The sequence below is a fragment of the Kosakonia sp. R1.Fl genome, assembly GCF_023516815.1.
In the GTDB taxonomy this organism is placed as follows: Bacteria; Pseudomonadota; Gammaproteobacteria; order Enterobacterales; family Enterobacteriaceae; genus Kosakonia.
Genome location: NZ_JAMGSQ010000001.1, coordinates 3,768,712 through 3,792,172 on the forward strand (window position 1 = coordinate 3,768,712; position 23,461 = coordinate 3,792,172).

Annotated in this window: 19 protein-coding genes; 12 read left to right on the top strand and 7 right to left on the bottom strand. The window is 54.1% G+C overall.

Translation table 11 applies throughout. The annotated features are described in order from the left end of the window. Window positions 1-143: 143 nt before the first annotated feature. Window positions 144-4,046, top strand: a complete 3,903-nt coding sequence (gene hrpA / locus M8Q36_RS17880) for an ATP-dependent RNA helicase HrpA (protein ID WP_249881770.1) — start codon at window positions 144-146, stop codon at window positions 4,044-4,046. 104 nt (window positions 4,047-4,150) lie between these two features. Here hrpA and M8Q36_RS17885 read toward each other — a convergent pair whose 3' ends face one another. The 4 genes from M8Q36_RS17885 to M8Q36_RS17900 are packed head-to-tail and all read right to left on the bottom strand — an operon-like array spanning window position 4,151 to window position 8,964. Continuing rightward, window positions 4,151-4,810 carry an O-methyltransferase gene (locus M8Q36_RS17885; protein ID WP_249881771.1) on the bottom strand — a complete coding sequence of 220 codons (660 nt, stop codon included), beginning with the start codon at window positions 4,808-4,810 and terminating at the stop codon, window positions 4,151-4,153. A 26-nt stretch (window positions 4,811-4,836) separates the two neighbouring features. Beyond that, window positions 4,837-6,213, bottom strand: a complete 1,377-nt coding sequence (locus M8Q36_RS17890; RefSeq protein ID WP_249881772.1) for an efflux transporter outer membrane subunit — start codon at window positions 6,211-6,213, stop codon at window positions 4,837-4,839. Next, a complete protein-coding gene (locus M8Q36_RS17895; RefSeq protein ID WP_249881773.1) occupies window positions 6,210-7,292 on the bottom strand; it encodes an HlyD family secretion protein in 1,083 nt (360 codons plus the stop codon). Before M8Q36_RS17895 ends, M8Q36_RS17890 begins: the two co-directional genes overlap by 4 nt. A 19-nt stretch (window positions 7,293-7,311) precedes the next feature. Continuing rightward, window positions 7,312-8,964, bottom strand: coding sequence for an MFS transporter (locus M8Q36_RS17900; protein WP_249881774.1), 1,653 nt, complete (start codon window positions 8,962-8,964; stop codon window positions 7,312-7,314). A gap of 241 nt (window positions 8,965-9,205) precedes the next feature. On the opposite strand from M8Q36_RS17900, the gene M8Q36_RS17905 reads away from it, so the two are divergent. From M8Q36_RS17905 to aldA, 3 genes are all read left to right on the top strand, one after another. After that, the gene (locus M8Q36_RS17905; protein WP_249881775.1) at window positions 9,206-9,655 is read left to right on the top strand and encodes a GNAT family N-acetyltransferase; all 450 of its coding nucleotides are present in this window, start codon (window positions 9,206-9,208) and stop codon (window positions 9,653-9,655) included. Between the two features lie 265 nt (window positions 9,656-9,920). Continuing rightward, the gene (locus tag M8Q36_RS17910) at window positions 9,921-10,721 is read left to right on the top strand and encodes a YdcF family protein (protein ID WP_249881776.1); all 801 of its coding nucleotides are present in this window, start codon (window positions 9,921-9,923) and stop codon (window positions 10,719-10,721) included. A gap of 200 nt (window positions 10,722-10,921) precedes the next feature. Then, on the top strand, window positions 10,922-12,361 hold the full coding sequence (aldA, locus tag M8Q36_RS17915; protein WP_249881777.1) for an aldehyde dehydrogenase: 1,440 nt from the start codon (window positions 10,922-10,924) through the stop codon (window positions 12,359-12,361). A 34-nt stretch (window positions 12,362-12,395) separates the two neighbouring features. Here the strand turns inward: aldA and M8Q36_RS17920 are convergent, their stop codons facing one another. After that, the gene (locus tag M8Q36_RS17920) at window positions 12,396-13,322 is read right to left on the bottom strand and encodes an alpha/beta hydrolase (RefSeq protein ID WP_249881778.1); all 927 of its coding nucleotides are present in this window, start codon (window positions 13,320-13,322) and stop codon (window positions 12,396-12,398) included. A 51-nt stretch (window positions 13,323-13,373) separates the two neighbouring features. Then, on the bottom strand, window positions 13,374-14,375 hold the full coding sequence (gap, locus tag M8Q36_RS17925; RefSeq protein ID WP_249881779.1) for a type I glyceraldehyde-3-phosphate dehydrogenase: 1,002 nt from the start codon (window positions 14,373-14,375) through the stop codon (window positions 13,374-13,376). 190 nt (window positions 14,376-14,565) lie between these two features. Between gap and cybB the strand changes: the two genes are divergently transcribed. Together cybB and M8Q36_RS17935 are read left to right on the top strand one after the other, a co-directional pair. After that, window positions 14,566-15,096: a cytochrome b561 gene (gene cybB, locus M8Q36_RS17930; RefSeq protein ID WP_249881780.1), complete on the top strand. Its 531-nt coding sequence runs from the start codon at window positions 14,566-14,568 to the stop codon at window positions 15,094-15,096. 193 nt (window positions 15,097-15,289) lie between these two features. Beyond that, entirely contained in the window at window positions 15,290-16,615 is a 1,326-nt protein-coding gene (locus M8Q36_RS17935) for an MFS transporter (RefSeq protein ID WP_502825477.1), read from the top strand. Window positions 16,616-16,794: 179 nt separating this feature from the next. On the opposite strand, the gene M8Q36_RS17940 is transcribed toward M8Q36_RS17935, so the two are convergent. Further along, window positions 16,795-17,136, bottom strand: a complete 342-nt coding sequence (locus M8Q36_RS17940; protein ID WP_249881781.1) for an anti-adapter protein iraM — start codon at window positions 17,134-17,136, stop codon at window positions 16,795-16,797. A 273-nt stretch (window positions 17,137-17,409) separates the two neighbouring features. On the opposite strand from M8Q36_RS17940, the gene M8Q36_RS17945 reads away from it, so the two are divergent. The 6 genes from M8Q36_RS17945 (at window position 17,410) to M8Q36_RS17970 (ending at window position 23,456) form a co-directional block, all read left to right on the top strand. After that, on the top strand, window positions 17,410-18,039 hold the full coding sequence (locus tag M8Q36_RS17945; RefSeq protein ID WP_249881782.1) for a LysE family translocator: 630 nt from the start codon (window positions 17,410-17,412) through the stop codon (window positions 18,037-18,039). A gap of 301 nt (window positions 18,040-18,340) precedes the next feature. After that, window positions 18,341-18,919, top strand: a complete 579-nt coding sequence (locus M8Q36_RS17950; RefSeq protein ID WP_249881783.1) for a serine acetyltransferase — start codon at window positions 18,341-18,343, stop codon at window positions 18,917-18,919. A gap of 643 nt (window positions 18,920-19,562) precedes the next feature. Beyond that, window positions 19,563-19,928 carry a hypothetical protein gene (locus M8Q36_RS17955; RefSeq protein WP_025263610.1) on the top strand — a complete coding sequence of 122 codons (366 nt, stop codon included), beginning with the start codon at window positions 19,563-19,565 and terminating at the stop codon, window positions 19,926-19,928. Between the two features lie 252 nt (window positions 19,929-20,180). Continuing rightward, window positions 20,181-20,456 (top strand): metal/formaldehyde-sensitive transcriptional repressor, encoded by a 276-nt coding sequence (locus M8Q36_RS17960; protein ID WP_016495945.1) that lies wholly within the window; start codon window positions 20,181-20,183, stop codon window positions 20,454-20,456. A gap of 32 nt (window positions 20,457-20,488) precedes the next feature. Further along, window positions 20,489-21,607, top strand: a complete 1,119-nt coding sequence (locus M8Q36_RS17965) for an S-(hydroxymethyl)glutathione dehydrogenase/class III alcohol dehydrogenase (RefSeq protein WP_017457260.1) — start codon at window positions 20,489-20,491, stop codon at window positions 21,605-21,607. 154 nt (window positions 21,608-21,761) lie between these two features. Then, window positions 21,762-23,456, top strand: a complete 1,695-nt coding sequence (locus M8Q36_RS17970; protein ID WP_283945967.1) for a methyl-accepting chemotaxis protein — start codon at window positions 21,762-21,764, stop codon at window positions 23,454-23,456. Window positions 23,457-23,461 lie beyond the last annotated feature (5 nt).

The following is a 23,461-nucleotide window of genomic DNA, read 5'->3' on the forward strand; positions in this document are numbered from 1 at the left end:
TCACAAAATCTCTACATGAATAGCGCAATATATCGAATCCTATGTTCGAATTTCTTGAACAAGAAAAGGATTGCGGCGATGTGCTATCCTACTGCGATTGCGAACTTAAGATGTTTCCCGGCAGTGCTCTGCCCAATAACGCTATGACAGAACAACAGAAATTGACGATTACCGATCTCAGCGCGCAGCTCAGCACCCTGATGCTTCGCGACCAGCAGCGCTTCGCCCGCCGCCTGCATGGCAGCAAGAAAGTTAAAAATCCTGAATCTCAGCAAGCACTGCTGCAGACGCTGGCGCAAGAGATAAGCGAAGCCGCCGGAAAAGTGGCGCAGCGTGAAGCCGCGCGCCCGACGATTGATTACCCGGATAACCTGCCGGTCAGCCAGAAAAAACAGGCGATCCTCGAAGCTATCCGCGATAACCAGGTGGTGATTGTGGCCGGCGAAACCGGCTCCGGTAAAACCACGCAGTTACCGAAAATTTGCATGGAGCTGGGACGCGGCATTAAAGGGCTGATTGGTCATACCCAGCCGCGTCGTCTGGCGGCGCGCACCGTTGCCAACCGTATTGCCGAAGAGCTGAAAACTGAGCCGGGCGGCTGCATCGGTTATAAAGTGCGTTTCAGCGATCACGTTAGCGACAACACCATGGTCAAGCTGATGACCGACGGTATTCTGCTGGCGGAAATCCAGCAGGATCGCCTGCTAATGCAGTACGACACCATCATTATCGATGAGGCGCACGAACGCAGTCTGAACATCGATTTTCTGCTGGGTTACCTGCGTGAATTACTGCCGCGCCGCCCGGATCTGAAAATTATCATCACCTCCGCCACCATCGATCCGCAACGTTTCTCGCGCCATTTCAATAACGCGCCGATTATCGAAGTGTCCGGGCGCACTTACCCGGTGGAAGTGCGCTACCGGCCGATTGTCGAAGAAGCGGATAACACGGAACGCGACCAGCTTCAGGCGATTTTCGATGCGGTGGATGAGCTTGGGCGCGAAAGTGCAGGCGATATTCTGATCTTTATGAGCGGCGAGCGGGAAATCCGCGATACCGCCGATGCCCTGAGCAAGCGCGATCTGCGCCACACGGAGATCCTGCCGCTGTATGCGCGTTTATCAAACAGTGAGCAAAACCGCGTATTCCAGCCGCACAGCGGGCGGCGCATCGTGCTGGCGACCAACGTAGCGGAAACGTCGCTGACTGTACCGGGCATCAAATATGTCATTGATCCGGGTACGGCGCGCATCAGCCGCTACAGCTATCGCACCAAAGTGCAGCGTTTGCCGATTGAGCCGGTTTCTCAGGCTTCCGCCAACCAGCGTAAAGGGCGCTGCGGTCGCGTGTCGGAAGGGATCTGTATTCGTCTCTATTCAGAAGATGATTTCCTGTCACGCCCGGAATTTACCGATCCGGAAATTCTGCGCACCAACCTGGCGTCGGTCATTCTGCAAATGACGGCTTTAGGGCTCGGTGATATCGCTGCCTTCCCGTTTGTTGAAGCGCCGGATAAACGCAATATCCAGGACGGTGTTCGTCTGCTGGAAGAGTTAGGCGCGATCACTACCGACGAACAGCAGACGGCATATAAACTGACGCCGCTGGGCCGCCAGCTATCGCAACTGCCGGTCGATCCGCGCTTAGCGCGTATGGTGCTGGAAGCGCAAAAACATGGCTGTGTGCGCGAAGCGATGATCATTACCTCGGCGCTGTCGATTCAGGATCCGCGCGAACGACCGCTGGATAAAAAGCAGGCTTCAGACGAGAAGCACCAGCGCTTTCATGATAAAGAGTCTGACTTCCTCGCGTTTGTGAACCTGTGGAACTACCTGGGCGAGCAGCAAAAAGCGCTCTCGTCAAACCAGTTCCGTCGTCAGTGCCGGGTGGATTACCTGAACTATCTGCGCGTGCGCGAATGGCAGGATATCTACACCCAACTGCGCCAGGTGGTGAAAGAGTTAGGCATTCCGGTCAACAGCGAGCCTGCGGAATATCGCGAAATTCATATCGCGCTGTTAACCGGTTTGCTGTCGCACATTGGTATGAAAGATGCCGACAAACAGGAATTTACCGGCGCGCGGAATGCCCGTTTTTCCATCTTCCCCGGCTCGGGTTTATTCAAAAAACCGCCGAAATGGACAATGGTTGCGGAACTGGTGGAAACCAGCCGTTTGTGGGGGCGCATCGCCGCGCGCATCGATCCGGAATGGGTTGAACCGGTAGCGCAGCACCTGATTAAACGTTCGTACAGTGAACCGCACTGGGAGCGGGCGCAGGGTGCGGTAATGGCAACGGAAAAAGTGACGGTTTATGGTCTGCCAATCGTTGCGGCGCGCAAAGTTAACTACAGCCAGATTGACCCGATGCTGTGTCGTGAGCTCTTTATTCGCCACGCGCTGGTCGAGGGTGACTGGCAAACCCGGCATGCTTTCTTTCGCGACAACCTGAAACTGCGCGCGGAAGTGGAAGAACTGGAGCACAAATCCCGCCGCCGCGACATTCTGGTGGACGACGAAACGCTGTTTGAGTTTTATGACCAGCGCATCAGCCACGAGGTGATTTCCGCCCGCCATTTCGATAGCTGGTGGAAAAAGGCCAGCCGTGAAGCCCCCGATCTGCTCAACTTCGAAAAGAGCATGCTGATTAAAGAGGGCGCAGAGGGCGTCAGTAAGCTCGATTACCCCAACTTCTGGCATCAGGGCAACCTGAAGCTGCGTCTGAGTTATCAGTTTGAACCGGGCGCGGATGCCGACGGCGTCACGGTACATATCCCGCTGCCGTTATTAAACCAGGTCGAAGAGAGCGGGTTTGAGTGGCAAATTCCCGGCCTGCGCCGCGAACTGGTGATTGCGCTGATTAAATCACTGCCGAAACCGACGCGGCGCAACTTCGTTCCCGCGCCGAACTATGCCGAAGCGTTTCTGGGGCGCGTCACGCCGCTGGAACTGCCGTTGCTGGATGCGCTGGAGCGCGAACTGCGCCGGATGACCGGCGTGACCGTCGACCGCGACGACTGGCACTGGGATCAGGTGCCCGATCACCTGAAAATCAGCTTCCGCGTAGTGGATGACAAGAACAAGAAGCTGCTGGAAGGGCGCTCGCTGGCCGAACTGAAAGAGCGCCTGAAAGGCAAAGTGCAGGAAACCCTTTCTGCGGTGGCCGATGACGGCATCGAGCAGAGCGGTTTGCATATCTGGAGTTTCGGCCAGTTGCCGGAAAGTTACGAGCAAAAACGCGGTAACTACAAGGTAAAAGCCTGGCCTGCGCTGGTCGATGAACGTGACAGTGTCGCGATCAAGCTGTTCGATAACCCGCAGGAGCAGCAACAGGCGATGTGGCGCGGCATTCGCCGCCTGCTGCTGCTGAATATTCCGTCGCCGATTAAATACCTGCACGAAAAATTGCCCAACAAAGCCAAGCTGGGGCTCTATTTCAACCCGTACGGCAAAGTGCTGGATTTGATTGATGACTGCATTTCCTGCGGCGTGGACAAACTGATTGATGACGCGGGCGGCCCGGTGTGGACGGAAGAGAGCTTCGCCGCGCTGCATGAAAAAGTGCGCGCCGAACTGAACGAAACGGTGGTGGAGATCGCCAAACAGGTCGAACAGATCCTGACGGCGGTGTTCAATATCAACAAGCGGCTGAAAGGGCGCGTGGATATGACCATGGCGCTCGGGCTGTCGGATATCAAAACGCAAATGAGCGGGCTGGTGTATCGCGGGTTTGTGACCGGCAACGGTTTCCGCCGTCTGGGCGACACGTTGCGTTACCTGCAAGCCATCGAGAAGCGGCTGGAAAAACTGGCCGTCGATCCACACCGCGACCGCGCGCAGATGCTGAAAGTGGAGCAGACGCAGCAAGCCTGGCAGCAGTGGCTGAATAAACTGCCGCCGGCACGCCGGGAAGATGAGGATGTCAAAGCGATCCGCTGGATGATCGAAGAGCTGCGCGTCAGCTACTTTGCGCAGCAACTGGGGACACCGTATCCCATCTCCGATAAGCGTATCCTGCAGGCAATGGAGCAGATTAGCGCCTGAACAGATAGCAGCCCGGTTGCGATGCTTACCGGGCAACTATCATCGCTTTAGCGCGTTGCCAGCTAAGCGAGTTTCCCATCCGGCAATGATTTGCACCGGTAACCTTATGCATTCACCCAGGCAAGCGTAAAGCCGTCCCATCCCTTGACGCCGACCGTTTGCATGGCGGTGGCCGTCAGGCGCGGGTCGGCGCCAATCATCTCAATGAATTTACGCACGCCCTGCACGCTGGCATCGGTGGTCGTCGGGTTAGTCACTTCACCGTCGCGCACGACGTTATCGCCAATAATCAGCGTACCCGGACGGGCATAGTGCATTGCCCATTTCAGGTAGTTCGGGTTATTGGGTTTGTCGGCGTCGATAAAAATCAGATCGAACGGCGGGCGTTCGCCGAGGTTTTCCAGCGTCTGCAGCGCCGGGCCTTCGGCAACGGTGACCTGATGCGCCACCCCGGCAAGCTGCAGGTTTTCACGCGCTATCGCTGCGTGTAGCGGATCGGCTTCCAGCGTCAGCAGTTCGCCGCCGGTTGGCAGCTCACGCGCCATCCACACCGTGCTGTAGCCGCCGAGCGTACCGATTTCAAGAATGCGCTTCGCCCGCACCATGCGCACAAACAGCGCCAGTAATTGCCCCTGAGCGGGCGAAACATCAATGGCCGGAAGCCCTGCGCGCTGGTTATTTGCCAGCACCTGCGTCAGGATCTCATCTTCCGGAATCAACTGTTTTACTAAGTATTCGTCAACCGCGGACCACTTCTGCTGCATAGCATTACTCCTGGTTTATTAGAAACTTAATTCAGCCCGGACCAGCCACCTCCCAGTGCGCGATAGAGATCCACCTGCGCCAGTAACAGATTGTTTTTACCCTGCACCGCGCTCAGTTGAGCGGAAAACAGCGTGCGCTGGGCGTCCAGTACGTCCAGATAAGAGGAATAACCGTTGTGATAACGGTTTTGCGCAATGCGTAACGTCTCCTGCGCGACATCGACTTGCCCGGCAAGCTCGGTGAGCTGCTCGCCCAGACGGGTGATGGCATCAAGGCTATCGTTCACCTCTTTGAACGCGTTGCGCACGGTTTTTTCATAGGTATAAAGCGCCTGATTACGCTGCGACATCGAGACATCGACCTGCGCATTCAGCGCCTGGCGGTTGAGCAACGGGGCAAGAATGCTGCCGCCAATGCTCCACAACCGTAGCGGATTATCCAGCAAACCGGGCAGCGTATCGTCCTGCATACTGCCGGTTGCCGTCAGGTTAATCGACGGCAGTAATTTCGCCTGCGACGCGGCGAGTGTCGCGTCGGCGGCAACCAACTGGCGTTGCGCCTGCACAATGTCCGGCCGACGATTGAGCAAACTTGACGGTAACTGCGAGGGCAATGTCAGCGGCGTTAAGGTTGCAAATTCGCCACGATTCACCGTCCCCGGATTATTACCCAGTAGCACACTCAACGCATTTTCCTGCTGGCTTATCTGATGTTGCAGCACCGGGATCTGCGCGCGCGTGCTGCGCAACTCGGAATCCGCTTGCATCAGCTCCAGCCGCGAAGTATAGCCGGTTTCAAACTGGCGGCGGGCAAGTTTGAGTGCATCTTCCCGCGCTGCCAGCGTGGATTGCGTGACCTGTAATTGCGCATCCAGCGACAGCAGCGTGAGATAACCGGAAGCGACATTGGTCGCCACCGTCAAATCAGCCGCCGCTGCCGCTGCTTTCTGGGCTTCCAGCGAGGCGTCAGCCGCGCGAGAGGCGCTGCGGCTGGCTCCCCAGATATCGACGTTATAACTGGCCGTCAGATTGCCTTTGTACAAGGTGCTGTAAACGGGTAAACCCGTCGCGGCAGATTGCGACCGGGCGCGGGTGCCGGAAATTCCGGCGTCCAGTTCGGGGAACAGGGCGCTGTCGGCGGCGTAAACCCGCGCCTGGTATTCATTGATCCGCTCGCGGGCGATCAGCACGTCGCTGTTGTGGCGTAGTGCCTGGTCGACATAGCGGTTTAGCTGGCTGTCGTGAAAGTTGCGCCACCAGACGCTATCCGTTTTGCTGACCGGACCCGCCTCGCTGCGCCAGGCTGCCGGGATCTGCAGCGACGGTTGGGCTTGCTGAACATCGGCAGACTGGCAAGCGGCAAGGATGAGACTCAACGCGACAACGGTGAAACGCCGCTTCATTGCTCTGCCTCCCGCGTGTCAATATGTACCTGCACCGACATTCCAGGGCGCAGCCTTGCCAGTTCGTCGGGTTTCGCCTCCACCTGGATACGCACCGGAATACGTTGGGCGATTTTGACAAAATTACCAGTGGCGTTATCCGGACTGATAGCGCTAAATTCCACGCCGGTGGCCGGTGAGATGCTCTCCACGCGCCCGTGGTAGCTGCGCCCGTCCAGCGCATCGACAGTAAAGCGCACTGGCTGCCCGACAACCACATTTGCCAGTTGCGTCTCTTTCAGGTTGGCGATCACCCAGCGTTGCGACGGCACCAGCGAGGTCAGGTGCGTTCCGGCGGCGACATACGCGCCAAGGCGCACGCTGATTTGCCCCAGTTGCCCATCGCGAGGAGCGACGATACGAGTGTTTTGCAGATCGATTTGCGCCAGTTCAAGCGCCGCTTTGGCATTTTCCACATCCGCCTGTAGCGACCCGCGATTAACGATGGTGGTTTGCAGATCCTGGCGCGACATTTCAAGCGTCGCTTGTGCCTGGGCAATACTGGCGGTGTTCTGCGCGGCGGTGGCGAGTGCAGCGTCGCGTTCGCGGATGGAGAGCGACCCGTCTGCGGTCAGCGCTTTCACGCGTTTTAAATCCGCCTGCGATTTCAAATCCTGCGCTTTCGCACTGGCGAGCGCGGCTTCGTTGCGGGCAATGACGGCCTGCGCGCTTTTTCGCTGCTGGAGGTTGTTATCCAGCGCAGCCAGCTTCATCGCCAGCGTGGCTTTCGCCTGATCCACGCGCTGGCGGTAGATTCGGTCATCGATCTGCATAATCAGATCGCCTTTTTTCACAACGGCGAAATCCTGTACCGGCACGTCGGTGATGTAGCCGTTCACCTGCGGGCTGATAAATGTTGTCTGGCCACGTACATAGGCGTTATCAGTAAACTGGGTATGGCGCGTAAACGGCGGCAACTGCCAGGCGTAAAGGATCACCAGTACGCCCACCAGGCCAATCGCGGCGGCGGAAAAAAGAGAAACCACACGTAAGTTGCTGCGGGTATTGGCCCGCTCTTTGGCGGCATCCTGCTGGCTCATAGACACTCCAGTAACATTATTATTTGCTCCCAGTGGCCCGCTTCAACACAAGGCGGGCAGTAATGCGCAGGCGCAATAAGCGCCATAAAATCCAAATCAGCGTGGCGGCGGCGATGCTCGCCGTCAGCAGATAAGTATCGTTGTAAGCCAGAATATTCGCTTCCAGCGTCGACGCCGTTTGCAGTTGCGTCACCGCCTGCGCACTAAGCAATGTGCTGTCGCCAAGCTGGCTTTGAAACATCTGGCTGTAATATTGCAAACGCTCATTGACCAGTGGGTTTAAGGTGGTGAGCTGGTCCGCTAACAGGCTGGAGTGATACTTTTCCCGCCAGGTCTGAAACGTGCCGAGGATCGCCGAACCCAGCAGCCCGCCAATATTCTGGCTCATGCCAAACAGCACCGAGAAACTGACCAGGTTGCGCGGCTCCGCCACCACGCCGCCAATCCCTGCCAGCATCGCCGGTGCGATAAAAAACGCACTGGCAAAACCGAGTAAAAACTGGCTTACCATCAACTGATTGGGGCGCGTCAAACTGGTGGACTGGCTATCAAGGAGCGAAGCGATAATCATCAATGCCAGCGAGGTGACAATCGGCCATGCCAGTCGCTGGGGTTTAATCGTCAGGCAACTGGCGGTAATACCGCAGATGATACCCGCCAGGATCGACCACGCCAGGCTGGTCATTTGCTCGTTTTGCAGGCCGACATATTGCAGCCAGCCAAACACGCCGGTGTTCTGCTCGGCGAGCACAACGCGGATCAGCAGCATAATCAACCCGAGACGCACAATGCTGCCGCTGGAGAGCCAGCGGGTGTTGAGCAGCGGGTTACTGCGGTTGTGTTCAAAGGCTATCGCCGAGACGATCAGCACTACGGCACCTGCCAGCGCCCAGCCGATCCAGGGCGCTTCAAACCACCAGTCCAGCCGACCCAGCGACAGCACCGCGCACAGCAGCGCCATGCCTGGTGCGAGCAGAAAGAAAGTGATGAAATCTTTCTTTTCAAACACTTTTTTACGATCGCCCGGCGGCAATTTTAAGGCGATCACGCAGCCAAGCGAGAGCAGCGCCAGCCCAAGTTCGAACAGATACAGCCCGCGCCATTCATCCAGCTGCAGCAGCTCGGTAGAAAAAAGGCGGGCAATCGGAATGGCCAGCGTCGAACCGGTAATACCAATGGTCAGCGCTTTTAAGCGATGTTTCGCCGGCCAGGCCTGAATCTGATAGTAAATGCCGAGCGAACTGAGTGCCGCCGCCACCATGCCGTGCGCGGCGCGGACAAACAGGGCAGAACTGAGATCGTTGATAAACAGATGGAAGAAGGTCACCAGTACATACAGCACCAGAAACCCTTCGGTAAACGCGCGCAGGCCGTATTGCTGGCGAAACTTTACCAGCAGCAGATTAATTGACACATTGGTCATCACATACACGGCGGGCAGCCATGCGATCTCCGTCGACCAGGCGGCAAACGTGCCTTGCAGGTTTTGCAGATTAGCGGTCACCATCGCGTTGCCGAGTGCGCCGGTCATGCAAACCAGCAGGCCAACGACACCATAGGCGATACGGCGCGGAGTGCTGTGATAGGGCGTGGAAGGCGAACCCAGCAGCATCGGTTTTTCATGCGGCTGCCATTCGCGTGGGCTATAGGGGTCGCTTTTCGGCAAACGCATTACATTTTCCTGACCGGGGCTAATGGGGATCGTTCGCGACGGTAAGTTGTGCGCGCATCAAGGTGTCGGAAACAGCAGTTATCCATATAAAACAAAGGTTGTTAATGTGAATGGTTAGCGGGCTAATGATTCTACTTGTGCCGTCAAAGGCAATGCAAGCGCATAAGAAAAATATAGGTTACTGACGTTAAGTGATCTGCTTTATTAATAAAAATAAACGATCAAAGGTGACAACGTCACAATGAGTGCGATAACCATTACGCTTACCGGGGCAAGCGATCCCGCGTGCCTGCAACTTCAGGACGCGCTTTCTGATTACCTGCAACACCTCACTGGCAGCAGCGGCAGAGCCTCGTTTGACGCCTCACGCTTAGGTGAGCGGGGCTTCTTTTTACTGGCGCAAGAAAACGCGGTGGCGGTGGGCTGCGTTGCGGTTCGTGAATTGTTCGCCGGGATCGGCGAAATCAAGCGCATGTATGCACGTCCCGGCACGCGCGGCGTAGGCGCGCAGTTGCTCCGCACGCTTGAGCAGCATGCGCGGGAACGCGGATTTCAGGCGCTGTGGCTGGAGACGCGCAAAATCAACCAGCGTGCTGTTGATTTCTATCAGCGCAACGGCTTTCGGATCCGTGAAAACTACGGCAACTATATCGGCAGGCCGGAAGCGGTATGTTTCGAAAAAGCGTTGTGACCGGGGCGTGGTGAAGATGCGCAGTGTCGTTAGCATGGGCGGCAACAGATAAAACGTATGCTGTTTTTGCCAACGTAACGCCGGATCACAGGCGCTGCTTTCAATGGGAGCAAATACAGCGATACCCCGCACATTGCGGGTTATTGCGCACGTTTCTAACAAGGTTACAGAAACTTACCTGAACCGCTGCGAACAGGATTCGGAGTGATCCCCTGTTCAGCGTGTGTTGACGCGGTAGGCTGTAAGTTAACGCGAAGGAGGTTCTATGCTGATGACGACTTTTCCTGCCGTAGCAGAGCGCACGCTGGCGGCGGCAAATACGTTGGGCGCGTGGCTGGCGCAAAATGATTTTGTCGGTAAGCCCACACCCGTGCGGGCTGATGTGGTCATTCTTGCGGGTAATGCTGTCATTCCAACCATTGATGCCGCCTGCGCGCTGGCGGCGGCGCAACAAACGCCACTTCTGATAAGCGGTGGCGTCGGGCACTCCACCACCTTTCTTTATTCCGCTATCGCACGGCATCCTCGCTATAACGTCGTGCGTACCACCGGGCGCGGTGAAGCGGCAATTCTGGCCGATATCGCGCGCCAGTTCTGGCAGATTGATGCGAAACAGATCCTTATTGAGGACAAATCCACTAACTGCGGTGAAAACGCCAGGTTCAGCATCGATATGCTGACGTCGCAGGGGGTAAAACCGAAAACCGTGATGGTGGTGCAGGATCCCACCATGCAGCGCCGCACAATGGCGACGTTTGCCCGCTTCAGTCAGCAATGTCACGATGCGCCGCACTGGCTGAGCTGGCCCGGTTTTACTCCGCAGTTAACCAACACGGCTGAGGGGCTGGCATTCCAGCCGCAGCAGCGAGGTTTATGGTCGGTTGAGCGTTATTTGTCGTTGCTGCTGGGGGAAGTGCCGCGTCTGCGCGATGACGCCAGTGGTTACGGGCCAAACGGACATGATTTTATCGTTCATGTTGATTTCCCGGAGGAAGTCGACGCTGCCTGGCAGGTTTTAATGGCCGATACCACGCTTACTGCTGCGCTCGGCAGCCGCGCTTTGTAACCTCAATGCCCGTTTGCGCAGACGTTGCCGCAAACGGGCATTTCCGCCGCTGTACTTGTCACGGTTTTGTTGCTTTTTCACGCCTCTTTTATGCGTTCTCTCACAAAAGTTGCCCCTGTCTGTAGGAAAAATGTCGTGCGCGGATAGATTTTTAACAACGAATTCACTTGTTAAAAACAATGTTATTACAGGAGCGAGGCATGACAGCACCGGTACAGCACCCTATGTTTATCGATGGTCAATTTGTGAGCTGGCAAGGCGATACGTGGTTGGATGTCATCAACCCGGCAACCGAAGCGATCCTGGCGCGTATCCCTGATGGCACCGCCGAAGACGCGCGCAAAGCCATTGATGCCGCCGAACGGGCGCAGCCAGGCTGGGAAGCGCTGCCCGCTATTGAGCGCGCAGGCTGGTTACGCAAAATCGCGGCGGGTATTCGTGAAAAAGCGTCTGAGATTAGCGCGCTGATTGTCGCCGAAGGGGGAAAAATTCAGCAACTGGCGGAGGTGGAAGTCTCCTTTACCGCCGATTACATCGACTATATGGCCGAGTGGGCTCGGCGCTATGAGGGCGAAATTCTGCAAAGCGACCGTCCGGGCGAAAATATCTTCGTGTTTAAACGCCCGTTGGGTGTCACCACTGGCATTTTGCCGTGGAATTTCCCGTTCTTCCTGATTGCCCGCAAAATGGCACCTGCGTTGATTACCGGCAACACCATCGTGATTAAACCGAGCGAATTCACACCGAGCAACGCGATCGCCTTCGCGAAAATCGTCCATGATGTCGGCTTACCAAAAGGCGTTTTTAACCTGGTGCTCGGGCGCGGGGAAACCGTTGGGCAGGAGCTGGCGGGGAATCCAAACGTGGCGATGGTCAGCATGACCGGCAGCGTTGGCGCGGGTGAGAAAATCATGGCGGCAGCGGCGAAAAACATCACCAAAGTGTGCCTGGAACTGGGCGGCAAAGCGCCGGCAATTGTTTTTGATGATGCCGATCTTGAGCTGGCCGTGAAAGCGATTGTTGATTCCCGCGTCATCAACACCGGGCAGGTATGTAACTGCGCCGAACGCGTGTATGTACAAAAAGGGATTTATGACCGTTTTGTCAATCGACTTGGCGAAGCCATGAAAGCGGTACAGTTTGGCGATCCGGCGCAGCGCAATGATATTGCGATGGGGCCGCTTATCAATGCGGCGGCACTGCAACGCGTTGCAGAGAAGGTCGAGCGCGCCGTGTCTGAAGGCGCGCGCGTGGTACTCGGCGGCAAGGCGGTCGCCGGCAAAGGCTATTTTTACCCGCCGACACTGCTGCTCGATGTGCGCCAGGAGATGGCCATCATGCATGAAGAGACGTTTGGCCCGGTGCTGCCTGTGGTTGCGTTCGACACGCTGGAAGAGGCGCTGGCGATGGCCAACGACAGCGATTATGGCCTCACGTCGTCGGTATATACCCGCGATCTGACGACAGCCATGAAAGCCGTGCGGGGGCTGAAGTTTGGTGAAACCTACATTAACCGCGAGAATTTCGAAGCGATGCAGGGTTTCCATGCGGGTTGGCGCAAATCGGGCATTGGTGGGGCGGATGGACGCCACGGCCTGAACGAGTATCTGCAAACGCAAATGGTTTATCTGCAGTCCTGATATACGTCGCCCCCGCGCATGGCGGGGGCGCGTTTCATACTTTGGTTGCTATCCACGCCATCATCAGTTCCGGCCATATTGCCGCCGGTAAGCCCAGCGCATCGCGAATGCCAAAACCGTGTTTCCCCTGTTCGAACAGATGCATCTCAACCGGCACGCCAAGGCGGCGCAGGGCGCTGAACATGACCACGCTGTTTTCCACTTTCACTGCCGGGTCATCGACCGCATGCAACAGAAAGGTGGGCGGCGTGTTTTCATCGGCCATTTGCTCTGCAGAGTAGCGGCGGATCTGTTCGTCGCTCGGCGTATCGCCAATCAGTTGCTGGCGCGACATCGGGTGGTCAATCTCCTGGTGCATGGTAATAACCGGATAGACCAGCGCCATAAACGCCGGGCGGGCGTGTTGCTTATCCATCTCATCAACGGGGTAATAGACGTTTTCGTTGTAGCGAGTGCCAAGGCTGGCTGCGGCGTGGCCGCCAGCGGAAAAACCCATAATGCCAATACGTTCAGGATCGAGTCGCCACTCCTGCGCACGAGCGCGAATGACGCGTATCGCACGTTGCACATCGGCCAGCGGCGCGTCCGCGCCTTCCTCATGCCCATCGCCCGGCAGGCGGTAGGTCATGACAAACAGGGTGTAACCTTTGGCGTTAAAGCAGGGCGCCAGCGCGCTGCCTTCTTTATCCAGCACCACGCGGCGATAAGAGCCGCCGGGCGTGACCAGAATACCGACACCGTTCGGGTTTTGTGGCGCGTAGACAGTAATGTGCGGTGCGCGTACGCCGGTGACGGAACGGTCAAAAGGCGAGGGGCCGGTATGATGCTCTTCAAGCTGAAACTTCACCGGGCTTACCGCAGCCCCAGGGGCTTCGCCGGTCGGCCAGACGGGGAACGTCGTGGCGTGTTGTACCGCCACGTTCATCAGGGTGAGTAAATCTTCCGGGCTGATATTTCTCATGTGCTGCCTGGTTTGAATACGCCGGGTTGTTACCCGGCGTGGATGGAGAGATTACAGTGCGCGATATTTTTCCAGTACGCGAACCAGCTGAGTGACAAAACCGTATTCGTTGTCATACCAGGATACGGTTTTGACCAGTTGCACACCGCCAGCTTCGGTGATCTCAGTTTGCGTGGCGTCAAAAACGGAACCGAAATGGCTGCCGATAACATCAGAAGAGACGATCTCATCATCGGTATAACCGAAAGATTCGTTATTTTCGGTGGCTTTTTTCAGCGCCTGATGGATCTCATCGACCGTCACTTTCTTCTCTAATATGGATACCAGTTCGGTAACGGAGCCGGTTTTCACTGGTACGCGCTGCGCGTGGCCTTTCAGCTTGCCGCTCAATGCCGGGATCACCAGACCGATGGCTTTCGCCGCACCGGTAGTGTGCGGAATGATGTTTTCCGCGGCAGCGCGGGAGGCGCGCAGATCTTTCCCGCGCGGGCCATCGACCAGCGCCTGCGTACCGGTGTAGGCGTGTATGGTGGTCATGGTACCGACTTTAATGCCGAAATTATCCTGCAATGCCTTGGCCATCGGCGCGAGACAGTTGGTGGTGCAGGAAGCCACAGAAATAATGGTGTCCTGTGCATTAATCGTGTCGTCGTTAACGTTGTAGACGATAGTTTTCATCTCGCCTGCCGGAGCGGAAATAAGCACTTTTTTGGCTCCAGCCTCGATGTGCGCCTGCGATTTTTCGCTCGATGTATAAAAACCGGTACACTCAACGATGATCTCCGCACCGGCGCTGCGCCACGGAATATTTTTCGCCTCTTTTTCCGCATATACCGTGATGGTTTTGCCGTTAACGATCAGCGCGTCTTCGGTAAAATCCACGCTCCAGCCGAACGGACCGTAGTTGGAGTCATGCTTTAACAAATAGGCCAGCACTTTGGGTGAGGTCAGATCGTTGATCGCCACCACCTCTGCGCCGCTGTTGGTTTCCAGCAGGCGACGTAACACCAGGCGCCCAATGCGCCCGAATCCATTAATGCCAATTTTGCTCATCGATCTTCTCCATCAGAATGTAATGAATCACCGTTTTGCACTTATTTAGTGATAACCTGGCGGGCGTTATTGGGCAAATGAATCCCATTCAGGCTGTGGTAAGTCCCTGAAAAATGATAAGGAAAAGTTAATGAATTTTTAAGGAAAGCCCGGTATGTTGAACGCCGGTTCGTTCGTTTTGGGGTTCCTTATGCGTAGCAAATATTCCGGATTACAAATCGCCATTCACTGGCTGGTGTTCCTGCTGGTTATTGGTGCTTATTGCGCCATGGAACTACGCGGATTCTTCCCGCGCAGCTATCGTCCGTATTTCAATCTCGTACACGTTTCATGCGGCATTTCGATCCTGGTGCTGATGGTGGCGCGTCTGCTGGTGCGGCTAAAAAGCCCGACGCCGCCGATTGAGCCGAAACCGTCAGCGATGATGACCGGGCTGGCGCACCTTGGGCATCTGGTCATTTACCTGCTGTTTATTGCCTTGCCCGTTATTGGCCTGCTGATGATGTATAACCGCGGTGGCCCATGGATTGCTTTCGGGATTACGATGCCGTATGCCGCCGAAGCGAATTATGATTTGGTGGATACACTCAAAGCGTTCCACGAGCTGTTGGCTAACGTCGGTTATTTTGTCATTGCGTTACATGCCGGTGCGGCGCTGGCGCATCATTACTATTTTAAAGACAACACGCTGCTGCGCATGATGCCAAAAAAACGCGGCTAATTGTCTCTCGTTACCTGGCCCCGCATCCTGCGGGGCTTTTTCATTTCTGCGCGTCTAAAATGTGATCCTGTCGGGCTTTCCACATTGAAAAGCAGGGCGGAAATCACATTTTACGCCATCCGTGCTGTGCGCAATTCGTACAAGCAGTGTAGATAGTATATCTATTATAGAAACACTATCGGGCGGAGGGGATATGACACAGCCAGTACAGGAGTCTCTTGATCGGATGGCAACACAAGAACACGCTGCCGGATCGCGCAAATTACGCAAAGTGCTGCTCGCCACCGGCATTGGTCATTTTGTCGAATGGTTTGACTTTGGTCTTTATGGCACGCTCGCCGCCATTATCGGCCTGCAGTTTTTCCAGGCGGGCGATCCGAGCGCCGCACTGCTTTCGTCGTTCGCGGTCTTTGGCGCGGGTTTTATTATGCGCCCCCTTGGCGGGCTGTTTTTTGGTTCACTGGGCGACAGAAAAGGGCGACAAAAAGTGCTGGCAACGGTGATCCTGCTCACCTCCGGTGCCACTTTTGTGATGGGGCTGCTACCGACTTATCATCAGATTGGTATTACCGCGACGGTGCTGCTGGTGATAACGCGCCTGGTTCAGGGGTTTGCCGCCGGGGGCGAAAGCTCGGGCGCGACAACCTACCTGGCGGAATATGCCCCCACGGAGCGCCGTGGCTACTTCACCTGCTGGATCGATAACTTTGGTTTTATGGCGTTTGTCGTCGGCTCCGGGCTGGTGTTTCTGCTGACGGCAACGCTCGGTGAAAGCACAATGAGCGACTGGGGCTGGCGCATTCCTTTTTTGATTGCCGGGCCGCTGGGCTGGGTCGGTCTGTATTTACGAAAACATCTGGAAGATTCGCCAGAATTTCTCGACGCCATGAAGAACGGGCAAACCGAATCCGCGCCGCTGCGTAAAGCGGTAACCACCGCGTGGGGCGCGTTGCTGTTCTGCGTCGGTTTTGTGGTGATCAAAGCGGTCGGGCACTGGACGCTGCAAACCTTTATGCCGAGCTATCTCTCCACCGAGTTGCACTTCTCGAAACTTAACGCTTACGCCATCACCACGATTGGTCTCTTTTCCGTGGCGGTGCTGGTGCCGTTTATGGGCTATCTGTCGGATAAATATGGCCGTAAACCGTTAATGCTGACCGGGTGCGCCGGGTTTATACTGCTGAGTTACCCGGCCATGATGGTAATGGCGAACGGCGATGTGCTCTCTGCTGTACTGGCGATGGTGATGCTGGGGGCGTTTATCGCCGCGTTTGATGGCGCGTGTACCGCCGCAATGGCGGAACTTTTCCCCACCAGCGTGCGCTATGGCGGCTTGTCTATCGCCTATAACTTTGCCGTCGCCTTCTTTGGCGGCATCACACCCTGGTTTTCCGCCTGGCTCATTACCAGCACCGGCGATAAATTTTCGCCAGCATTCTATGTGATGGGCGCGGCGCTCATCACCTTCCTGACAGTGCTGCGCGCCCGCGAAACCGCAGGGCAGCCGTTAAAACGCTGACGTTTGCCCGGAGGAGCCCTCCGGGCTATCAGGTAAATCTTAAACAGGATATTGCGCGTACCCGTTACGGAGCAGGACGTGGCGGGCGCGCGCAACGGCCGATGATTTTCTTTCGCTTTTCATCAATAGAGGAATATTTATTTGTCCGGCCAGGGAATAAATATCAATGTGATATTAACCTAGGAAATCATTTTTATTCCATAGGGACAAAGTTCGAATAAACACGTCTGCTGCTTTTCACAATTTCTCAATGAAACGTTATCATTACCGGGACAATGACAACTATTTTTTAAAGTCCGCCAGATAGCAGGGAAAAAAGGCATGGTATGAATAACGCGAAAGTTCTGTGGTTTTCCATCAATGGATACACGTGTGCCATCAGTATGTAAGTAGTTGTTTGGTCGCAAAAAATAGTTGCCGCGATACCAGACAATAACCGACAGATGCTCACTATTCCTGGCGACAGCAAACGCCGTGCCGGTCGTTGGGGAAAGCAGCATATCCGTAATATCCCAGCGCATAAGTTCTCCTTGCTAATAGCATAATGTCTCACTAAGAAAAATCTTACCAAATAATTCTCGCCAGACCTAAGTTAAATTTTATATTTAATATTGCACTGATTAACCTACGATATATTTAATTAAATTTACTTAGGATTTTGATGTCAGACAAAAATGGTGGGGTTTTGTACAATATATTTTTACGATTGTTATCCTTTCCCGGTGAATACATTATGTTTTCTCTCTGCTAGAGTCATCATGTCACTTTAGTCTCGCCTTGTCAGGAGGTTTCCCGTGCTGTTGTCCAGTCTGATTGCGATCGCCGCCGTGCTAATGATGGGGGTAATGAGCCCTGGTCCGAGTTTTATTTACGTTGCGCGTAATTCACTGGCGCATTCACGCGCGCATGGTTTAGTCACCTCGCTGGGAATGGGGATTGGTGCGGCGACTTTTGCACTAATGGCCATGCTGGGACTGCAAAGGGTACTGAATGCGGTGCCCGAGCTCTATATGGCGCTAAAGATAGCAGGGGGCGCATATCTTATCTGGATGGCAGTGAAGATTTTTCGTGGTGCATCGCAGCCATTGACGCTCTCTGTGAACCATAACGATGCACCCAAAGGGTTATGGAAGACGTTTCGCGATGGTTTGTTTATTCAGTTAAGCAACCCGAAAACGGCGATCGTTTTCGCGTCTATTTTCACCGCACTGCTGCCAGTCACTATTCCAACGATCTTCTATTATGTGATCCCGCTGATGAGCTTTGTGATAGATGCGGGCTGGTATTCGCTGGTGGCGTTGCTACTCTCAGCCGAGAAACCGCGCCGCGTGTATTTGCGCATCAAAACGGCGGTGGACAGAACATCGGCCACGGTACTGAGTATTTTGGGGATCAAGCTGATTTATTCATCGCTGGTGAAGTAATACCGATGCTGAGCCTTCCAGGGGCTCACTTTAGACAGACCGCAGCAATCATTGACAAAGTGCGTTCGGATGAGTCGTAAAAACGTGTTGATTTTGGTTAGTGAAAAATAAAAAACTAAAAACATACATTTAAGAAGAATCATTCGAATGAATTTTGTACGCGCTCTAATTTATTACCCAGTAATAGATTGTTACTGTATTACTTGTTTTATATGAAAAAAAATGCTAAAAATCTTTCGTTTTTTTGCATGCTTAACAAGCGTCTTTATTAATTATAAATATAATAGTGTGAAATTTATTGATGAAACCGAATGATAATTATTCTATGTACCGCGAACTGGTTGAGTGTTTAAAAATAGAGGTATTACGCGGTAACCACAAACCTTTTACCTGGCGCCGTGCCGCGTGGCGTGCTTTTCGGTGTTATGATCGCCGTTTTTATTTTATTTTTCGCCTTAGCCAGTATTTCTATCGTACCAATAAATTCAATTTGTCCCGTATTGCGAAAGAACGTTTAAATAAACTAAACGCGCAATATAACGTTGACATCGATCCAGACGTAGTCATCGGCGCTGGTTTGCATATCAGTCATTTCCCCGGGATTGTCATTCGACCTGATTGCATAATAGGCAAAAATCTACTGATTAGGCAAAATACCACTCTCGGAAGGAAACAGAACGAAGAAGGGATGATGATTATCGGCGACAATGTCAATATTGGCGCAAATTGTTGCATTCTCGGAAATATAAATATTGGCGATAACGTAACAATTGGGGCAATGACCTTTGTCAATAAAGATCTGCCGGCAAACTCTGTGGTCTATTCTGCTAAGGAATTGATATTTATTACATCAGCGGAAGGAAATATTCAGAAAAAATGACGACAGTAGCGGGAAATATTATCGGTCAAATCAGTTGACCGATAATATCTGCATGTCTAAGAAAATAAGTTACTTTCTCTTTTTACGCAGAATTAATTTAACGATCGCAAACATGATTGGTGTATAAACACATAGCATAACGACAAACGCAAAGAATGAGATTGGGTTGGCATCAGCTTCATCAGTCGTGGAGATCAGCGTGCGAAAGGTTGCATAGAAACGGTAACGGTTTAACGATTGAGCGGTATTCCATAGAGTGATAGACAAAATGCAGCCACGAGGCTGGTAAAAAAACAGTCTCGCGTTTTAACGTATTCGGCAAATTGACTCTCTCCCATAACATCGACACGACCATACGCCGATAATCGAATACAAGAAATCTGTGTTGCGAGGGACCCATCAAGCGATAAAAGAATTATATGTGCATCGAACTGCGTTGGTCGATAAACGAAAGGCCTGTTGCAGGCCATTAATGAAAACTCATTAGCAGGTAATAAACCCAATCCATGACAGCCAGCCACGGGCTGGAAGTCGATAACGTGTAGGGCGTACCCCGGCGGTTCAACGAAGAAAAGGCAGTGCCAAACACACTCATTTGATGTAATGTTACGACATGTTTCTGATTAATAATAAAAGGATGTTTATGAAAAAATCACTGTTGCTTTTGGTCTGTTTCCTGCCTTCTTTATCTTTCGCAAAATTCATTCATCCTATGGATTTTGATGGTTCCGAGGCGCAGAAGGCGGATGTTATTAAGTACATTAAAGATCGCGTTCAGAAAGATTATTGCAATAGCAAACTCAATATGTGTCAGGAAACGACTTTAAGAATGATGGAGCAGGAAAATCTGCGCGCATTCAAAGAGGCCTCACAAGCGAAAGACCGAAAAATAATGGATAACGTCATTAAGACATACTGCCATTCGGCATTGGATATGTGTAACTACACGACTATTGAAATGATGTACAAAGAGAATCAAAAGGCATCAAAACAAGATTTGAAGTGGTAATACTACCCAGGTCTTATCACAAGCCTCGGCATTCGCCGGGGCTTTTTTTCGACGTGAAAAAGGAAAGCGGTTATTCCTGATTCGGCTGGTTCATATTTGGAACCGGGGCGAATAGGGACGGCGAAAACCCTTTTATGCTTCGCAGGTCGGTGTATTGAAACGCCTAACCTTCTGATACCCATACAAAACCTAATGTTTACATCGTACTAAAATAAAAGTTACCATACCCCCCTATAGTATCAAGGAGGTCGCATGCCCCATTCACCAGAAGATAAAAAACGCGTGCTTACGCGGGTTCGTCGCATTCGTGGCCAGGTTGATGCGCTTGAGCGCGCGCTGGAAAGCGGCGAGCCCTGCATCGCGATTTTGCAGCAAATCGCCGCTGTGCGCGGTGCCGCCAATGGCCTGATGGGCGAAATGGTTGAAATTCACCTCAAAGATGAGCTGGTTACCGGTGAAACCACGGCCGATCAACGCGCGGTGCGCATGGCGGAAGTCGGTCATCTTCTGCGCTCTTATCTAAAATAAGCAATAAGCCATACACAAAAAGGAAGCGACTTATGAAATCACGTGCAGCTGTGGCCTTTGGGCCGGGTCAACCGCTCAAAATCGTCGACATTGACGTAGCGCCGCCAAAAAAAGGTGAAGTGCTGGTGCGCATCACCCACACCGGCGTTTGTCACACCGACGCATTTACGCTTTCGGGCGACGATCCGGAAGGCGTGTTCCCGGCGGTACTCGGCCATGAAGGCGGCGGCATCGTTGTGGAAGTCGGCGAAGGGGTGACCAGCCTGAAACCGGGCGACCACGTTATTCCGCTCTACACGGCAGAGTGCGGCGAGTGTAAGTTCTGCAAATCGGGGAAAACCAACCTCTGTCAGGCCGTTCGCGCCACGCAGGGTAAAGGCCTGATGCCGGATGGCACAACCCGTTTCTCCTACAACGGCGAACCGATTTATCACTACATGGGCACCAGCACGTTCAGCGAATACACCGTTTGCGCGGAAATCTCGCTGGCGAAAGTTAACGAACAAGCGCCGCTGGATAAAGTCTGCCTGTTGGGTTGCGGCGTGACTACCGGCATTGGCGCGGTGCATAACACGGCGAAAGTCAAAGAGGGCGATACGGTCGCTATCTTTGGCCTTGGCGGTATCGGTCTGGCGGCTATCCAGGGCGCAGTTCAGGCGAAAGCGGGACGCATTCTGGCGATCGATACCAATCCGGATAAATTCCCTCTCGCCAAAGAGATGGGCGCAACCGACTTTATCAACCCGAAAGATCACGACCGCCCAATCCAGGACGTGATTGTCGAAATGACGGACGGCGGCGTGGACTTCAGTTTTGAGTGCATCGGCAATGTGAACGTCATGCGTGCCGCGCTTGAGTGCTGCCACAAAGGGTGGGGCGAAAGCGTCATCATCGGCGTGGCGGGCGCAGGGCAGGAAATTAGCACCCGTCCATTCCAGCTGGTGACGGGGCGTGTATGGCGCGGTTCTGCCTTCGGCGGTGTGAAAGGTCGTACACAGCTGCCAGGCATGGTAGAAGACGCGATGGCGGGCAAAATTCGCCTCGATCCCTTCATTACTCATCGTATGCCACTGGAGCAGATCAATGATGCGTTTGAGTTGATGCATCAGGGTAAATCTATCCGCACTGTCATCCATTTCGGCGAAAAGTAGCCCTCCCTCACGCCAGCGGTGTCACCGCTGGCGCAACCAAACTCCAAATCTGTGACCGCTGACGCGCTTTTCGCCATAAGAATAATCCAATTATTGCCGATGCCTATATATCATTCCTGTTGTACGTATCAGACATATATGAGAGTCGATAGCCATGGATAAAAAAGCAGCGATGCAAAGAACACAAGGCATTGGATTTATGCACAATATTCGATTGGTTCCCCTGTTTTCTTCCATTCTCGGCGGCATCTTAATGCTATTTGCATTAAGTTCCGGTCTGGCGGGTTACTTCCTGATGCAAGCGGATCGCGATCAGCAGGATGTCACACAGGAAATCCAGGTGCGCATGGGATTATCCAACAGTTCAAACAACTTACGCGTTGCGCGTATCAGTCTGATCCACGCCGGCGCGGCCAGTCGCATCGCCGAAATGGAAGACATGAAAAACAACGTGGCTGAAGCAGAAAAACGCATTAAGCAGTCGCAGGATGGTTTTAATCAATATATGGAACGCCCGGTCAAAACCCCGGCGGATCTCGCCCTGGATGGCGATCTCACCACCCGTTTTAATGCCTACATCGCGGGCATGCAACCGATGCTGAAATATGCCAAAAACGGCATGTTTGAAGCGATCATTAACCACGAAAGTGAGCAGGCGCGCCAGCTGGATGCGTCTTATAACGAAGTGTTGTTAAAAGCCATTGATATCCGTACCGCACGTGCGCAGCGCCTGACCGAAGAGGCTCATAGCCGCACCCAGCTTGGGCTGATGTTTATGGCTGCCGCCTTTGCGTTAGCGCTGGTGCTGACGGTTATCACCTTTACCGTATTGCGCAGCGTAGTGATTAACCCGCTGCAACGTGCGGCTCAGCGCATTTCTCGCATCGCGACCGGGGATTTAACGGTAGCCGATGAGCCTGCCGGGCGTAGCGAAATTGGTCGTTTGAGTAGCGATCTGCAAGCGATGCAGCATTCGCTGGTCACCACGGTCGCGACGGTGCGTCAGGGTGCGGAAGAGATCTATCGCGGCACCAGCGAGATCTCTGCCGGTAACACCGATCTCTCTTCCCGAACTGAGCAACAGGCTGCGGCCATTGAACAAACGGCTGCCAGCATGGAGCAGTTAACCGCGACCGTGAAGCAGAACGCCGACAACGCACACCATGCCAGTGGGCTGGCACGCGATGCCTCCGGCAAGGCGACCAAAGGTGGGCAGATTGTTTCTGGCGTCGTGCAAACGATGGGCAATATCACCAACAGTTCGCGCAAAATTTCCGAAATCACAGCGGTTATCAACAGCATCGCCTTCCAGACTAATATCCTGGCGCTTAACGCGGCGGTAGAAGCGGCGCGCGCGGGCGAACAGGGGCGTGGTTTTGCGGTGGTGGCAAGCGAGGTTCGTACGCTGGCAAGCCGCAGTGCGCAGGCGGCGAAAGAGATTGAAGCGCTGATCAGCGAATCCGTGAGCTTAATTGAACAAGGTTCCGGAGAAGTGGTTTCCGCTGGTGAAACCATGGGTGAAATCGTCACTGCTGTTAAGCGCGTGACCGATATCATGCTGGAGATCGCCGCCGCTTCTGATGAGCAGAGCAAAGGCATCACCCAGGTGAGCCAGGCGATAACAGAAATGGATAACGTTACACAGCAGAACGCCTCGCTGGTTGAAGAAGCCTCGGCGGCGGCAGCCTCGCTGGAAGAGCAGGCGGCTCGCCTGACCGAAGCTGTGGGTGCGTTCCGTTTAACGGGTGCAGCGCCGGAGCGTCCGAGTAATGCTGCGTCGCCAACCAGCAAAACCTTCAAGCCACAGCGCCCGGCGCTGGCGCAGGGTGATAACTGGGAAACGTTCTGAGTCGT

Excerpts from the sequence above, each read along its gene's own strand:
- M8Q36_RS17965 (WP_017457260.1), top strand. The coding sequence starts at position 20,489 with ATGAAATCACGTGCAGCTGTGGCCTTTGGGCCGGGTCAACCGCTCAAA.
- M8Q36_RS17885 (WP_249881771.1), bottom strand. The coding sequence starts at position 4,810 with ATGCAGCAGAAGTGGTCCGCGGTTGACGAATACTTAGTAAAACAGTTG.
- M8Q36_RS17940 (WP_249881781.1), bottom strand. The coding sequence starts at position 17,136 with ATGCGCTGGGATATTACGGATATGCTGCTTTCCCCAACGACCGGCACG.
- aldA (WP_249881777.1), top strand. The coding sequence starts at position 10,922 with ATGACAGCACCGGTACAGCACCCTATGTTTATCGATGGTCAATTTGTG.
- M8Q36_RS17935 (WP_502825477.1), top strand. The coding sequence starts at position 15,290 with ATGACACAGCCAGTACAGGAGTCTCTTGATCGGATGGCAACACAAGAA.
- M8Q36_RS17950 (WP_249881783.1), top strand. The coding sequence starts at position 18,341 with ATGAAACCGAATGATAATTATTCTATGTACCGCGAACTGGTTGAGTGT.
- M8Q36_RS17910 (WP_249881776.1), top strand. The coding sequence starts at position 9,921 with ATGCTGATGACGACTTTTCCTGCCGTAGCAGAGCGCACGCTGGCGGCG.
- gap (WP_249881779.1), bottom strand. The coding sequence starts at position 14,375 with ATGAGCAAAATTGGCATTAATGGATTCGGGCGCATTGGGCGCCTGGTG.
- M8Q36_RS17955 (WP_025263610.1), top strand. The coding sequence starts at position 19,563 with ATGAAAAAATCACTGTTGCTTTTGGTCTGTTTCCTGCCTTCTTTATCT.
- M8Q36_RS17905 (WP_249881775.1), top strand. The coding sequence starts at position 9,206 with ATGAGTGCGATAACCATTACGCTTACCGGGGCAAGCGATCCCGCGTGC.
- M8Q36_RS17970 (WP_283945967.1), top strand. The coding sequence starts at position 21,762 with ATGGATAAAAAAGCAGCGATGCAAAGAACACAAGGCATTGGATTTATG.
- M8Q36_RS17920 (WP_249881778.1), bottom strand. The coding sequence starts at position 13,322 with ATGAGAAATATCAGCCCGGAAGATTTACTCACCCTGATGAACGTGGCG.
- M8Q36_RS17895 (WP_249881773.1), bottom strand. The coding sequence starts at position 7,292 with ATGAGCCAGCAGGATGCCGCCAAAGAGCGGGCCAATACCCGCAGCAAC.
- hrpA (WP_249881770.1), top strand. The coding sequence starts at position 144 with ATGACAGAACAACAGAAATTGACGATTACCGATCTCAGCGCGCAGCTC.
- cybB (WP_249881780.1), top strand. The coding sequence starts at position 14,566 with ATGCGTAGCAAATATTCCGGATTACAAATCGCCATTCACTGGCTGGTG.
- M8Q36_RS17890 (WP_249881772.1), bottom strand. The coding sequence starts at position 6,213 with ATGAAGCGGCGTTTCACCGTTGTCGCGTTGAGTCTCATCCTTGCCGCT.
- M8Q36_RS17900 (WP_249881774.1), bottom strand. The coding sequence starts at position 8,964 with ATGCGTTTGCCGAAAAGCGACCCCTATAGCCCACGCGAATGGCAGCCG.
- M8Q36_RS17960 (WP_016495945.1), top strand. The coding sequence starts at position 20,181 with ATGCCCCATTCACCAGAAGATAAAAAACGCGTGCTTACGCGGGTTCGT.